Annotated in this window: 17 protein-coding genes; 10 read left to right on the forward strand and 7 right to left on the reverse strand. The window is 38.8% G+C overall.

Annotation, left to right across the window (positions count from 1 at the left end):
- The first annotated feature begins 118 nt into the window (after nucleotides 1-118).
- The gene (locus tag RRV45_RS14140) at nucleotides 119-1,096 is read left to right on the forward strand and encodes an asparaginase (RefSeq protein WP_315665332.1); all 978 of its coding nucleotides are present in this window, start codon (nucleotides 119-121) and stop codon (nucleotides 1,094-1,096) included.
- A 53-nt stretch (nucleotides 1,097-1,149) separates the two neighbouring features.
- Here the strand turns inward: RRV45_RS14140 and RRV45_RS14145 are convergent, their stop codons facing one another.
- From RRV45_RS14145 to RRV45_RS14170, 6 genes are all read right to left on the reverse strand, one after another.
- Nucleotides 1,150-2,109: a YpdA family putative bacillithiol disulfide reductase gene (locus RRV45_RS14145; protein ID WP_315665333.1), complete on the reverse strand. Its 960-nt coding sequence runs from the start codon at nucleotides 2,107-2,109 to the stop codon at nucleotides 1,150-1,152.
- 227 nt (nucleotides 2,110-2,336) lie between these two features.
- Nucleotides 2,337-3,611: a Glu/Leu/Phe/Val family dehydrogenase gene (locus tag RRV45_RS14150; protein ID WP_315665334.1), complete on the reverse strand. Its 1,275-nt coding sequence runs from the start codon at nucleotides 3,609-3,611 to the stop codon at nucleotides 2,337-2,339.
- Between the two features lie 214 nt (nucleotides 3,612-3,825).
- A complete protein-coding gene (locus RRV45_RS14155) occupies nucleotides 3,826-4,404 on the reverse strand; it encodes a genetic competence negative regulator (protein WP_315665335.1) in 579 nt (192 codons plus the stop codon).
- A gap of 189 nt (nucleotides 4,405-4,593) precedes the next feature.
- Nucleotides 4,594-5,370 carry a metallophosphoesterase gene (locus RRV45_RS14160; protein WP_315665336.1) on the reverse strand — a complete coding sequence of 259 codons (777 nt, stop codon included), beginning with the start codon at nucleotides 5,368-5,370 and terminating at the stop codon, nucleotides 4,594-4,596.
- Nucleotides 5,371-5,403: 33 nt separating this feature from the next.
- Nucleotides 5,404-5,787, reverse strand: a complete 384-nt coding sequence (locus tag RRV45_RS14165; RefSeq protein WP_315665337.1) for a hypothetical protein — start codon at nucleotides 5,785-5,787, stop codon at nucleotides 5,404-5,406.
- Nucleotides 5,788-5,864: 77 nt separating this feature from the next.
- Nucleotides 5,865-6,497 (reverse strand): CBS domain-containing protein, encoded by a 633-nt coding sequence (locus tag RRV45_RS14170; RefSeq protein ID WP_315665338.1) that lies wholly within the window; start codon nucleotides 6,495-6,497, stop codon nucleotides 5,865-5,867.
- Nucleotides 6,498-6,629: 132 nt separating this feature from the next.
- Here RRV45_RS14170 and RRV45_RS14175 point away from each other — a divergent pair, with 132 nt between their 5' ends.
- From RRV45_RS14175 to RRV45_RS14215, 9 genes are all read left to right on the forward strand, one after another.
- Nucleotides 6,630-6,848 (forward strand): spore coat associated protein CotJA, encoded by a 219-nt coding sequence (locus RRV45_RS14175; RefSeq protein ID WP_315665339.1) that lies wholly within the window; start codon nucleotides 6,630-6,632, stop codon nucleotides 6,846-6,848.
- A 7-nt stretch (nucleotides 6,849-6,855) separates the two neighbouring features.
- Nucleotides 6,856-7,116 carry a spore coat protein CotJB gene (locus tag RRV45_RS14180; protein ID WP_315665340.1) on the forward strand — a complete coding sequence of 87 codons (261 nt, stop codon included), beginning with the start codon at nucleotides 6,856-6,858 and terminating at the stop codon, nucleotides 7,114-7,116.
- 67 nt (nucleotides 7,117-7,183) lie between these two features.
- A complete protein-coding gene (locus RRV45_RS14185) occupies nucleotides 7,184-7,753 on the forward strand; it encodes a manganese catalase family protein (protein ID WP_315665341.1) in 570 nt (189 codons plus the stop codon).
- 310 nt (nucleotides 7,754-8,063) lie between these two features.
- On the forward strand, nucleotides 8,064-8,330 hold the full coding sequence (locus tag RRV45_RS14190; RefSeq protein ID WP_315665342.1) for a hypothetical protein: 267 nt from the start codon (nucleotides 8,064-8,066) through the stop codon (nucleotides 8,328-8,330).
- Entirely contained in the window at nucleotides 8,311-8,946 is a 636-nt protein-coding gene (locus tag RRV45_RS14195; protein WP_315665343.1) for a TorD/DmsD family molecular chaperone, read from the forward strand. The genes RRV45_RS14190 and RRV45_RS14195 overlap by 20 nt, the downstream gene beginning before the upstream one ends.
- Nucleotides 8,947-8,948: 2 nt before the next feature.
- Nucleotides 8,949-11,156 (forward strand): molybdopterin-dependent oxidoreductase, encoded by a 2,208-nt coding sequence (locus RRV45_RS14200; RefSeq protein ID WP_315665344.1) that lies wholly within the window; start codon nucleotides 8,949-8,951, stop codon nucleotides 11,154-11,156.
- A 2-nt stretch (nucleotides 11,157-11,158) separates the two neighbouring features.
- The gene (locus tag RRV45_RS14205) at nucleotides 11,159-11,728 is read left to right on the forward strand and encodes a 4Fe-4S dicluster domain-containing protein (protein WP_315665345.1); all 570 of its coding nucleotides are present in this window, start codon (nucleotides 11,159-11,161) and stop codon (nucleotides 11,726-11,728) included.
- Nucleotides 11,721-12,527, forward strand: coding sequence for a dimethyl sulfoxide reductase anchor subunit family protein (locus RRV45_RS14210; RefSeq protein ID WP_315665346.1), 807 nt, complete (start codon nucleotides 11,721-11,723; stop codon nucleotides 12,525-12,527). Before RRV45_RS14205 ends, RRV45_RS14210 begins: the two co-directional genes overlap by 8 nt.
- 98 nt (nucleotides 12,528-12,625) lie before the next feature.
- Nucleotides 12,626-13,690: an indolepyruvate ferredoxin oxidoreductase subunit alpha gene (locus RRV45_RS14215; protein WP_315665347.1), complete on the forward strand. Its 1,065-nt coding sequence runs from the start codon at nucleotides 12,626-12,628 to the stop codon at nucleotides 13,688-13,690.
- A 76-nt stretch (nucleotides 13,691-13,766) separates the two neighbouring features.
- Here RRV45_RS14215 and RRV45_RS14220 read toward each other — a convergent pair whose 3' ends face one another.
- Complete coding sequence (locus RRV45_RS14220; protein ID WP_315665348.1) at nucleotides 13,767-14,225, reverse strand: YpbF family protein; 459 nt, start codon at nucleotides 14,223-14,225, stop codon at nucleotides 13,767-13,769.
- Nucleotides 14,226-14,277: the final 52 nt, after the last annotated feature.

Here is a 14,277-nt window from a genome sequence, read left to right on the forward strand (position 1 = left end):
ATTTTCAAATATTGGAATTAAAAAAATGTTAAAATTCTTAAATAGTAAACTTTCATTCAAATATACACTTTTTACACTAAATTAGATTTAGATAATTATAAAGTTGGAGGAATTACTAATGCAAAAGAAAAAAATTCTAGTTATTCATACTGGCGGTACGATTTCAATGAGTGAAGATGCCTCTACTGGAGCAGTTAAACCGTCCGAGAGCAATCCAATGACCGAAAAAACGAAAGAATTGCTTACATTAGCAGATATTTTCATTGAGGAGCCATTCCATCTTCCTTCCCCGCATATTACTCCTGTGGAAATGCTAATGCTGAAGGATTTAATTAATGGCTACCTAGAGAAAAAGGAAATCTCTGGGGTTGTAATTACACACGGAACTGACACTCTAGAGGAAACAGCCTACTTCCTGCACTTAACGGTTCAGACAACACTTCCAATTGTCGTTACAGGTGCGATGAGGTCAAGCAATGAAATTGGGGCAGACGGCCTCTACAATTTAATTACATCTATTAAAGTTGCTTCATGTGAAGAGGCAAGAAATAAAGGGGTTCTTGTTGTATTAAATGATGAGATTCATACTGCAGAGAATGTTACGAAGACTCATACAAGTAATGTTTCAACCTTCCAAAGTCCTCAATATGGACCTATCGGAATCGTGACAAAAAGAGGTGTTTTTTTTCACCATCTTCCAACAAATAATGAATATTATAATATTCAAGATGTTTCTACTCGCGTAGCATTGATTAAGGCACATGCTGGTATGGATTCAACACTTCTATACGCCATCCGAGATCTCAATTATCACGGCGTAGTTATTGAAGCTTTAGGACAAGGTAATTTACCCCCTGCAGCAGTGGAAGGAATTAAGGCACTTATTGAAAAAAACATATCTGTTGTTATTGTATCCAGATGCTTTAATGGAATTGCCCAAGATGTTTATAGTTATGAAGGTGGAGGGAAACAATTAAAAGACTTAGGTGTGATTTTTTCCAATGGTCTTAATGGCCAAAAGGCACGCATTAAATTGCTCGTTGGGCTAGCGACAACTAATAGCCGCGATGAAGTGGAAGAAATGTTTCAGATTTAAAGTCAAGAACATTAAAAAAAGAAATCGGCAAATTAGCCGATTTCTTTTTTTACTCAGTCTTTTTTTATAGCCTTCGCTATTAAGTCGCCATGATACCGGCCATTTTCTATAAAAATTTCATTTGCATTATTGCCTGCAGCAATGACACCAGCAATATAAATCCCTTCAACATTCGTCTCCATTGTCTCGCTGTCAAATATCGGTCTTCCTGTCTTTGAGTCAATTTGGACCCCCATCTTTTGCAGAAACCGATGGTCAGGATGGTAACCGGTCATCGCAAATACAAAATCATTTTTAATTTCAAACCGGTCTTCGTTAATTGTATATATAATCTTATCATTTAATATCTCTTTTACATGGGCATTAAATTCCATTTTTATTACTCCATTACGAACCAAGGAATCAAATTCAGGCAAGATCCATGGCTTTATACTAGGTGAATATTCGCTTCCTCTATAAATAACCGTTACTCTTGCACCAGCCTTTACTAATTCTAATGCAGCATCCACGCTCGAATTCTTTCCGCCTACTACTACGACATCCTTATCAAAATACGGATGGGCTTCTTTAAAATAATGAAATACCTTTGGTAAGCTTTCACCTGGAACATTCATGTAATTTGGATGATCATAATAGCCAGTTGCAATTATTACATTCTCCGACCTGTATTCATCCTTATCTGTAATAACTAAAAATCCGCTTTCTTGTTTCATAACTGACATAACCTTTTCATAAGCATTTATTGCGATGTTTTTTCGTTTTACGACTTCTCGGTAGTAGGATAACGCTTCGTTTCTTCTTGGTTTATAATCAACTGTAATAAAAGGCACTCCGCCAATTTCCAGCTTTTCACTTGTACTAAAAAAGGTTTGATGTGTTGGATAATGGTAAATGGCATTAACGATATTTCCTTTTTCTATCACAAGCGGTTTCATCCCGATCTCCTGAAGAGAAATCGCAGCTGCTAACCCACATGGACCTCCTCCTACAATAATCGCTTTTTCATCTTTCAATTTATTATACTCCCTTCGATAAAAAAATCTCCTATCAAATATGATAGGAGATTTTTAAATAAGATTCAATTATTGAACTTATCGCAGATTAACGGGCAGTAAAACTCCCTCCTCTATACTTAAGATGAATCGTAGAAGTATAGGCGGGAGTCAACTGCCCGTAAAGGCCCGATAAGTTCAACTAACATTCAGTGGGGGAAAAACACCCCACTGGATGAAGTTTCACTTTATACCCAGCCACGGAACCTTGATGCTTCTGCCATTTTGCGTACTCCGACCATATAAGCAGCAAGACGCATATCTACGCGGCGAGATTGTGATGTTTCATAAATATTATTAAAGGATTGAACTAAAATCTTCTCAAGCTTTTCTGCAATTTCTTCTTCTGACCAGTAGTAGCCTTGGTTGTTTTGTACCCACTCAAAGTAAGAAACCGTAACACCGCCTGCAGATGCTAATACATCTGGAACAAGAAGAATTCCGCGCTCAGTTAAAATTTGTGTAGCTTCTAATGTTGTTGGGCCATTAGCAGCTTCAACTACAATTTTTGCTTTGATGTTATGAGCGTTTTCATCAGTAATTTGGTTTTCAATTGCAGCTGGAACTAAAATGTCACACTCTAACTCTAAAAGCTCTTTATTTGTAATTGTATCATTAAATAAATTAGTGACTGTCCCGAAGCTATCGCGACGGTCTAATAAATAATCAATATCAAGTCCATTAGGATCATGTAATGCACCGTAAGCATCAGAAATGCCAATTACTTTTGCACCAGCATCATGAAGGAATTTTGATAAGAAGCTTCCTGCGTTCCCAAAACCTTGAACAACAACACGAGCTCCTTCTAATTCAATGCCACGCTTCTTAGCAGCTTCTCTAATACAGATTGTTACCCCTTTAGCTGTTGCTGTCTCACGGCCGTGAGATCCACCTAATACTAATGGCTTTCCAGTAATAAAGCCTGGTGAATTAAATTCATCCATTCTGCTGTACTCGTCCATCATCCATGCCATAATTTGTGAGTTTGTAAATACGTCTGGAGCTGGAATGTCCTTTGTTGGTCCAACGATTTGGCTAATAGCTCGTACATATCCACGGCTCAATGCTTCTAATTCACGGAAAGACATATTACGAGGGTCACAGATAATACCGCCCTTACCACCGCCATATGGTAAATCAACAATTCCACACTTTAAGCTCATCCAAATTGATAGAGCTTTAACTTCCTTTTCAGTAACACCAGGATGGAAACGAATTCCACCTTTTGTAGGCCCAACCGCATCATTATGCTGTGCCCGGTAGCCGGTAAAGACTTTAACTGTTCCATCATCCATCCGGACTGGGATTTTAACTGTCATCATTCGAAGAGGCTCTTTTAATAATTCAAACACCTCATCAGAATAACCTAGCTTTTCCAAAGCCTTATGAATAACCGTTTGTGTTGACTTTAACACGTCAAGCTTGTCTTCTTTAGTTGTATCAGTACCATTATTGGCTACCATTTGTAAACCTCCTAGAATCACTATCATTTGTTGTCCGCTTCCATGCAATAGTATACACCTTTGTTTAATTTATGCAAGATAGAAGTAGTATTTTTCCGCATTTTTTGATAATTTTATGTAACCGTTTTTACTTTGGTTATTTAAGGAAAATCTAATAATTTTAAAGCTGTAAATTAATAATTATAAGGGAGAAAAAATTCTCCCTCTTCTTTTATTATTGAAAAAACTGCATAAGCTTTTCAACAGCCAGATCTTTAATTATTTCCGTTCCATATTCCTCAACCATATGAATACTTATCATAGATGGATTTCCATACTCTGCTATAATAGCTATAAGTTTATTTTTATCGTCTGGGTTTTGGTTTTCCAAATGAACATAATAATTATTCTTATAGGCATACAAGCTTGCGTTTGTAATGTTTAAAATATCAAGACGTTTTGCCAGCTGAATAACGTTTTCGAAGTCTTCTAGTTCAAAGAAAATTTCCTCGCTGCTATCCATGATAACCTGCATTTCAATGAAGCCATCCTGAAGGAGCTCCTCATCATTCTGATCCTCCATTGTTACAATCATAATCATTCCCTGCGCCTGCATGGAGAAAATCTCTACTGCAACAGAACCTTGAATGTCGACCCCGAATTCTTCACTTGCCTCATCAAGCATATCATGAAAAAGCTGATGCCATTTCATCGAATCCTTCCAAATATCCTCTTTCGTTAGCCCTCTTTCCGATAAATCATCTTGAGTTAGAAAAATTTTGATTTTGTTATAATTTAAACGTTCTAAGCGCATGTTACTGCCCCCTGCCGTGAACCAACTCTTTTATTTAGTGTATGACAGAATCTAAGGATGGTGAGTCGTCTAAGTTATTTACCCTATGCGCTTATATTGCCTCTTTACCTCAATGTTGAAGAGAAGCCAAGGTTAAGCCTCCTATTTATCGCAGATTAACGGGATGAAAACCCCCCACTGCTTGAAGTTTCACTTACCATTTTTTATCGTGATTAAATGAGTTTCTGCTTTTGCCCCTAATCTTAATGGCAAAGCAGTAGTTCCATAACCATTACTTATTAATAATGTCGTTTCCTTTCGTTTTTTTATACCCCCTTTTTCATAAGGACTGTAGCCCAAAATATGTATCTGCCCTCCATGCGTATGACCGCTTAGCACTAATGATATTTGATGTTCCTTTTTTATTTTACTCATAATTTGAGGACTGTGGCTTACTAAAACTCTAAAGCCTGTTTGACCGGCATCAAGTAAAGCGAGATCAAGTCTATCGCGCTTTTTACTCATATCGTCAACACCTAACAAAATGAACTGATCCCCAGTTTCAGATTCAAAGGAAACTGCAGTATTATCAAGAACCTTAACTCCAAAATCTAAAAATATCGTATCCAGCTCCCGAAAATTTACTTCGTAATCATTATTGCCCCAAACAAAATAAACAGGTCCTAGTGTTTTTAGCTTAGCTAAATTTTCTTTCACTCTTTGAAGCGGAACTCCTTTTTCAACTAAGTCGCCGCCAATAATAACTATATTTGGTTTCAATAAACGGACATCCTCAATAATTTTGTCGGAAACGACTCTTTTATGTATGTCAGAAATGAAAAAAATCTTGACTTCCCCAAAGCTTGCAGGAAAATTCTCAAAGGATAGATGATTTAAACTGACTCTATCTGCATTCGCTTCCTTATACATAAATACAATAAATCCTACTCCGATTAATAATAAAATAATGACAATGGTAAATATCATACTGTCTCCTGCCCCGCAATCTTGTATCTCGACTTATGCTAGTTTAAGTTCCTTTAAATCTATAGAAATAATACCATAAAGAATAGAAAAACAGAAAAATACAACTGTTTGCCAAAATCCTATTTGAAATAAAATGATAAAACCTGCGAGAAAAAATAAAGAGTAAAGTAAATTAAATACCGTTGTCTTTCGCTTCATAAATAACTGAACTGTGAGGATGATTTCTTCGCCAATCAATTCGGCATTTGTAAGAAAGCCAACGATAAACACGATTGCGGAAGCAAAAAAAGGAACTGGCCTCAAAATGCATGCAGCAAAAATTTCTGTAAGCCCTGATGCAACACTAACCGGAAACCACTCAATAAAGAGTAAACCACAAATAAAACCTGCTATAAGCTGAACTATTTTACGAAACAAGAAAATCCCTCCCATAACAATTGTATGAGAAGGATTATTCTTTATTGCTTTGATTTAGTTTTCAATCTGGACAACTATTAATCTTCATAAACATTAAGAATTCGAAACCCTGAGTCTTCAAGCTTATTAAGGAATTTCTGTATATTATCTTTCTTTTCTACTTTCATAACAATCCTGCGTACAAGTTTATCTGTTTCGTCAAATGTGACAATTGAGATGATCTGTTCATGAAACTGACGGGCAATCTCAGATAATCTTGCTAATCTGCCTTCTGTTTCAGAGGCGGTAAACGCAATTCTTACACCTGGTTTGTTCATACCGAATGCAGATTGAAACTGGGCAAGAACATCAAAACGGGTAACGACCCCTAAAAACCTTTGCTTTTCATCAAGAACAGCTAAAAGCGGAAAGTCCTTCAAACTCAGCAAAGTTTTTTCGAAGATCTCATTCCCCCTAAGGTATTGGTCCTTATGTGTAGCAATGTCTTTTGCCCTCGTATTCTGTAAATAATCTTCCTTTGTTTGTTTAGATGTAAAGTAATTTTCATAGATCCCATATCTAGTAATTATTCCAGCATAGTTGTCACCATTTAAAACTGGCAATCCATCGATTCCATGCTTCTCTAATTTGTCAAGGGTTTCTTTAATTGAAGTTTCATGATCAATTGTATAACTAGAATATTTAGGAATCATAACGCTTTTTACAAACATTCGTATCACCCCAGAGAATTATTTTACCTACTAAGGAATTCGACAGGAAAGATCCATTACCCTTCCTTTATTTAACATGAAAGCAGACTATTACTCATAAGATTGAATGACACACATTGAAGGAGGGACAGCATGTTTACACTTCGAAAATCCTGGCACCCATATGTAAGCCCTTTTGACCCCTGTAAACCGATTCGTGTAAAAACGTTTTCGACGCCCCCGAATCTTTATATGGGCTTCCAGCCGCCAAATCTGCCGCAATTTACTCCAATGGAAGCATTAAGGGCCGGAACCTTATGGAAGGCTTTCTACGATCCTTGGTATAGTCCATATGAAAAGGCAAGGGAGTGATGTCAGCATGAAGCAGATGCCAGCAGAATACTATCAGTTATTAGAACAGCTTCAGACTGTAGACTTTGTCTTAGTAGAACTCAGTTTATACCTTAATACCCATAATGAAGATGAAGATGCTATCAATCAATTTAATCATTATGTAAAGGAAAGGAAAAAAATCAGCAAATTATTCGAAAGCCAATTTGGTCCCCTCATGCAATTTGGCCATAGCTATTCAGGAAAGCCTTGGAACTGGGATGATACACCTTGGCCTTGGCAAGTTTAACTCGGCAGCCATGTCTCGGGGCTAGAGCTACTAAATAAGTAAAATGAACGGAAGGGAGCTGATTTAAATGTGGGTATATGAAAAAAAGCTACAATATCCCGTTCGAGTAAGTACATGTAACCCAAGACTTGCAAAATTTCTTATCGAACAATATGGCGGAGCCGATGGGGAACTTTCTGCTGCATTAAGATACTTAAATCAACGATATACGATACCCGATAAAATTATCGGGCTACTCACCGATATTGGTACAGAAGAATTTGCCCATTTAGAAATGATTGCAACGATGGTGTTTAAGCTGACTAAGGATGCTACTCCTGAACAAATGAAAGCCGCAGGATTGGATGCCCATTATGCGAACCATGATAATGCTCTATATTATGAAAATGCCGGAGGAGTTCCTTGGACAGCAACTTATATTCAAGCTAAAGGGGATCCAATCGCAGATTTATATGAAGATATTGCTGCTGAAGAAAAGGCACGGGCAACATATCAATGGATCATTAATATGAGTGATGATGTTGACTTAAATGATGGTCTCCGTTTCTTAAGAGAAAGGGAAATCATCCACTCGCAAAGATTTATGGAAGCTGTTGAAATTCTAAAAGACGAACAAGGAAAAAAGCGAATATTTTAATGTTCACGACAACAAAAAGTCAATGAGATTAAAAACGAAAAGCGTCTTGCTTATGAATACCAAGTACAAGAGGAGCCTCACACGGATGGCTCCTTTTGACTTTAGTTGAAAATAAAATAAATTTGATTTTGCCCTCAGAAGCTGAGATAAGATTTTCTCGTTAAATGATCAGACCGCGTTTTTCCCTGGGAGCTTATCTTCTTCGCTTTTTCTAATTGTTCGTAAATCTGTCACTGAACATTCCTAATTCGTTCACAGATGATTTTGAGCTGCGATGATATACTTCTGGTAACAGGGAAGGAGCGATTGTATGAAGATTCGTAGTTTGGTCGCAGTAGTTTTTAGTATTATGGCGATAGCGAGTGTAATGGGGTGTTCCCATCTCGATATGAAAGCAGCTAGTAATGAAAAGATTCAAATGGTGCCTAATGATAATTATGAAGGGAATCCGAATCCAATTAATGAAGAAAATATGAAGCTGACTGCTGAGGAGCAACTGTATTTTGACCAATTAAAGGCTGATCTGAAGAAGAATAGCAGGGATGAGGTGATGCAGGATGACTCAGCGAAAGAATGAGCAGGCGGAAAGGAATTTTCAGTTATTTCTTTTTTTTCAACGCTATTATTCAGGGGAGGCCCTTTCATATGGATTACAAGATTGGAAGGAAGTAGCGCGTGTTTTAAATAGCGAGTGGCTTCCTTTTAAAAACGATAACTTTGTGAAAGGCATCACAATTTTACAGACTATTGATAGTGATGATCTTGAGTCCCTTAAGTATGATTTTTCCCGATTGTTCATTGGGCCGCGAGAGCTGCTTGCCTCCCCTTACGAATCTAGCTATCGAAATGTGGAACAGCTGTTAATGCAAAAGGAAACGTTACAAGTACGCAATTTTTACATGCAAGCCGGATTGGCGGTGGCGAACTATGAAAGTGAGCCTGATGACCATATGAGCATTGAGCTTGAATTTATTTGTTACTTACTAGCGAAAAGGCTTGAGCAGCCTGCGTATGATCAATTATATGTGAGATTCTTACAGAATCACCTTTTAAAATGGTTTGAAGATCATTGCTCAAACATTCACAAATATGCACGTAATAAAATTTGTAAAGCAATGGGGCTTCTTCTTTTAGGCTTTTTATCAGCCGAGAAAAATAGACTTCTCACCCACGATCCCACAGGAGGTAGATGAACATGCTAGATCATAAATTAACAAGACGCACTCTATTAAAAAGCGCAGCCGCTACAGGTGCACTATTGGGGTTAGGGACATCGGGGAAGGATTTTAAACTGAAAAGTCTCTTCCCTTCTAAGATAAAGGCGAGCGGTGCGGAAAAGTATTTCTATAATGCCTGCCCACGTAACTGCTATGATACTTGTTCGATTGTGACAACTGTTAAAGATGGCCGAATTACGTTTATTACTGGAAATGATAATAATACTTATACAAAAGGCCGCTTATGTGTAAAAGGAAATACTTATCCACGGGTTGTTTACTCTCCGGACCGTATTAAATATCCGATGCGTCAAAAAGGAAAAGGCAGTGGCAATTGGGAAAGAATTAGCTGGGATGAGGCTTACACCATTATTGCTAACAAAATTCTCGAAATCAAAAAAGAGTACGGAAACACATTGCCGATTTGCCTAAATAAGTACTCAGGGAATTTTAACATCCTTAACTACAGTGTGGAAGGAATGTTCTCAAGTATCGGCTACACGACAAGGGCGAAAGGAACACCATGTGAACCAGCTGGGGCAGATGCTCAAGCCTTTGATATGGGCGTTAATATGGCGAATGATCCTGAACAATTTTTACAATCGAAATACATTATTTTATGGGGCTCCAATCCAGCCTGGACCTCCGTCCATTCTATGTATTTTATTGAACAAGCTAAGGAAAAAGGCACGAAGCTTGTCGTCATTGATCCTATTGTGACAGCAACCGCGTCAAAAGCAGATGAATATATCCAAATTAACCCGAGTACAGACGGTGCATTAGCATTAGGTATGGCCAAATATATTGTGGACCATCACTTATATAACGAAGAGTGGCTAGCAGCAAACGCTAAAGGGTTTCATGAATTCTTCAATTATTTGCAAAACAACATAACGCTCGATTGGGCAGCGAAGAAAACCGGGGTCCCCGTTCCTGTAATTGAACGGTTAGCTAGGGAGTACGCAACTGCAAAGCCAGCGAATATTTGGATTGGCTTCGGGATGCAGCGCCATACGAACGGCGGATCGATGGTTCGGGCCATAGATGCACTGGCTGCATTAACTGGGAATATTGGCGTAACGGGCGGAGGCGTCAATTATATTCAAGCGGAAACATGGACATTCAACTATCATGTAATGAGTTTTCCGCCACCAAAAGGTAGCAAAGGAGAAAAAGATCGTTACGTGAATATGAACAATTTCGGCGCCCAAGTTCTTGCCACACAAGATCCTCCGATTAAAATGATGTGGATCGCCTGCCGGAACCCTGTTTCCCAAGACCCTGAGCCAAACGTTGTGAAAAAAGCACTGCATCAAATGGATTTAGTTGTAACAGCAGACTTATTTATGAACCAAACCGTTGAGATGTCTGACATTGTTTTACCTGTGACTACCCCCTTTGAAACGGTCGGAATTAACGCTAGCTATTGGCATTATTGGTTAAATATGAACGAACAAGCAATTAAGCCGTTACACGAAGCAAAGAGCGACCTTGAAATAGCGATGGGATTATCGAAGAAATTAAATGAATTAGCCCCAGGCTCTTGCACGTTTCCTTCTTCAGGTAACCTCGAGGATTGGGTGGAAAAGGAAGTTAACGATGATTTGCGTAACCTTTACGGCATTCGTAGCTGGAGGGATTTAAAGAAGAAAGGGACCGTAAAAGCAAGGAAAAATTTAACCCCTTGGAAAGATGAAAAATTTAGAACGCCTTCTGGTAAATACGAATTTTGGTCAGATCAAGCGATGGAATATGGGCATCACCCACTTCCTGTTTTTGTTGAGGAAATGAAGGCACCGAAGGAATTCCCAATTCGTTGCATCTCCCCCCACTGGAAATTTGGGATTCATAGCCAATTCCAAAATATCGATTGGCTCATGAACATTCAAAATGAGCCATTTATTGAAATTCATCCAGACCTCGCAAGGAAGAAAGGTATTCAAGAGGGCGATTATGTGAAAATGTACAACGATATCGGTGCTATGACCCTTCCTGCAAAAGTAACGAAAACTGTGCCAGTCCATACTGTTGTCATCTATGAAGCTTGGTTTAAAGGAGTGGACTATAACCAAAACTTTACGGTAAAAGCGATTCCTTCCGATATGGGTGATTTCCAAAAAGGGCAGCGCGGCATTGCTTTTCACGATAATTTTGTCAACATTCAAAAGGTATTAGGGAGAGGATAATCATGGCGAAAAAAATGGGATTTGTCGTAAACATTGACCGATGTATCGGCTGCCACGCATGTGAAGTTACTTGTAAGAGCTTTTATCAATTAGAGCCAGAGGTAAGCCGTCGTCGTGTCAGACAATTACCAGAAACAATAGCAGGTGTACCTACACGTGCTTATTTATCAATGGCCTGCAATCATTGTGATATGCCGGCCTGTCGAGATGCTTGTCCTGTCGGCGCGTATACGAAGCGTGAGGACGGCATCGTCATTCATAATCAAGACCTTTGCATCGGCTGCCAAATGTGTGGAAAAGCCTGTCCGTACAGTGTTCCACAATACGATCCTGTAAAGAAAAAAATGAATAAATGCAGCATGTGTTTCGAACGGCTCGATGCGGGTGAGCTGCCAATTTGCGTCCAAAACTGTCCGTTGGAAGCCATCCAAATTGTTGATTTAAACGAGCCGCAGTATCAAAATTTAGCTAAAACAGTACCTGGATTTCCAGACCCGAGCATCACCCAGCCAAACATTCGATTTATTTTACCAAAGGCTGGTAAACAAGTTAGGAGTGAGGCCAATGCATGATTTACCATTAGCAATCTTCACCGTTCTTTCGCAAATGGCCATTGGAGCCTTCATTACGATGTGGCTGTTAGAACTAAGAAATAAAGACATCTCTTATAAAACTGGAGTACTTATTTCTGTATCAATAACCATCATTGGAAGCATTTCTGTCTTATTTTCATTATTTCACTTAGGACACCCCTTCGCCGCCTACCGAGCCATATTAAATATTGGCCGGAGCTGGCTCAGCAGAGAAGTTACTCTTTACGGTGGTTTCATTTTTTTAAGTGGCTTGTATACGTATTTTTGGTGGAAAGGAGATTCGTCCAAACGCTTCTTATGCGGGGTATTTGGAACAATTGTGGGACTGGCAACCATCTTTTCCTCAGCCATGATTTATGTGATTCCAGCCATTCCAGCTTGGGATAGTCTCTCAACGATTGTGGCCTTTTTTGTCACTGGCCTCATTTTGGGCCCTTTATTCACGGGAATGCTTTTACAATGGAAAAAGGAATTATCCTTTAATATATCTTTCGTCACCCTTATCGGTTTAGCCATCTCTGCCTTAACGGTGGCAATGTACACCTCATCCTTATTTGGCGGATTACCTGAAGCCGTTGCAACAGGGGAGCTAATGCTCGACAGTTCCTTATTCTGGGGACGAATTATGGCATTCATTATAGCTCTTTTTATCTTTTTGCTCGCACATATCAGACGGAGAGCATCTCATAAAATACTGTATACAACAGGATTTGTGTTACTCTTAGCCAGCGAATTTTTAGGCAGAGTCCTATTTTACACATCCGCTATTCATTTATAAAGCTTTACTAGTTGATGCTCTGTTCCCCTCCCTGCTTTGTGGGATCAAAGGCGTGTGGCATCGGCTTTAAACCACTATAAAAAGGGAGGGGTTATTTTATGTTTGGCTTAGTAAAACTGGCAAATATAATTGAAAAGCATGCAAGCATACTAGATGTTCAGCCAAATATTTGTACAAGGGTCATTTCTCCGCTCAGCGGGTGTACTCGCTGTATAGATCAATGCCCAGCAAACAGTATTCACATCACCAATAAGGAGATTGAGATATCTGATTGCATAGAGTGCGGGATATGTACGACTGTTTGTCCGACTGGAGCCTTAACATGGAATAAGCCCTCCCTCCAGCAATTGTATGAACAAATACAACATGCAGCAAAAAAGCAACAAGCCACTTACATCCATTGCAGTAAGGTGCTTTTTCCACGAAAAACAGCAAATCATATGGAAGTCCCATGCTTAGGGGCCATCCCTTGGGAACTATGGCTTTCAATATTAAGGCATAATGAGAAGCTTCAAGTGTTTGTACATGAGGACGACTGCAAGAATTGCGATTTTGCGACAGGCTGTCATGTGTGGCAAGAAGGAGTAGCCTTAGCTGAAAATGCAGTGAATAAAAAGCTCCAAATAGTGGACGAGCTGACGACTGTGAAGCAAGCTGCCCCCTATGACATCGATCGCCGGCAATTTTTTTATAGTGTCTTCCAAGGCATTAAAGCAACAAATCGGACGGCAGTGAAGGAGTGGTTGCAAGTCGGCCGCTCTCAAGGTCCTCTTGATAAGCACAGCCGCGAACAAGATGAACCTTCCCTTCTGTATCAAATTGAAGAAGCGAAAGAAATATTCGTAGAAAAAATGGTAGGAGACACGTTCCAAGCTCCTTTGAAAAAGCGGCAAATTCTTTTGCAAGAACTTCAGCAAAACCGCAGTTTACGTGAGCGATTGATGATCAACATCCCCGTCATTAACGAAGAATGTAATGTATGTGGCGCTTGTTCCATCCTATGTCCAACAAATGCGCTCATTCAAGAAGAGAACAAGTTGAAAGTCAAACCCCTCCAATGCGTAGACTGTAAGCTATGTGAGGAAATATGCTGGGAGAAACATATTAAGATTATGAATCTTCCTTTGACTAAAAATGATGAGCTTCTTGTCCACCATTCTTGATTTGGGATTAGACGTAGACGATTACTAATCGTGAAATAAAACTACCACATGCCAAGAGCTGTGGTAGTTTTATTTATTATTTATTTTCATGATACAAATTAATATCATAATTCGCCTTCATCATTTCATAAACGACATGTCTGTTTTTCCACTCATCTTCTTTTTTCCAAAGATCTTTGCTTTTATCAATAATTTCGCATCTGAGTGCATGGTACTCTTTCTCAGCCTTCTCTCGTTTCTCCCTTAATAAATTCATTAAGCCATATAATCCAACTGTGAGTATAAGGAAATATAGATTAGCTTTTTCGTTTACAAAAACCGAAAACATAGCCGAAAATGAATAGGAGAAGGGCTCCATTACCGTCTTATAAATATAAAAAAGATAAATGAACGACAAAAACATTGTTGCCCACATCGTGATTAAATGCCTTTGCTTAAATGTGTCGAATTTCTTTTTTCTTTCAACTACTTTTTGCAGCATCTGCCTTGTAGCCTGGTCTGTTCGATCATCAAGCATTTTTATAGATGATTCCATAATCCCCCTCCATTCACCAATGCAAACCATATGATAGGCAAATCCTGGACAA

It is taken from the genome of Bacillus sp. DTU_2020_1000418_1_SI_GHA_SEK_038, assembly GCF_032341175.1.
GTDB lineage: Bacteria > Bacillota > Bacilli > Bacillales > Cytobacillaceae > Cytobacillus.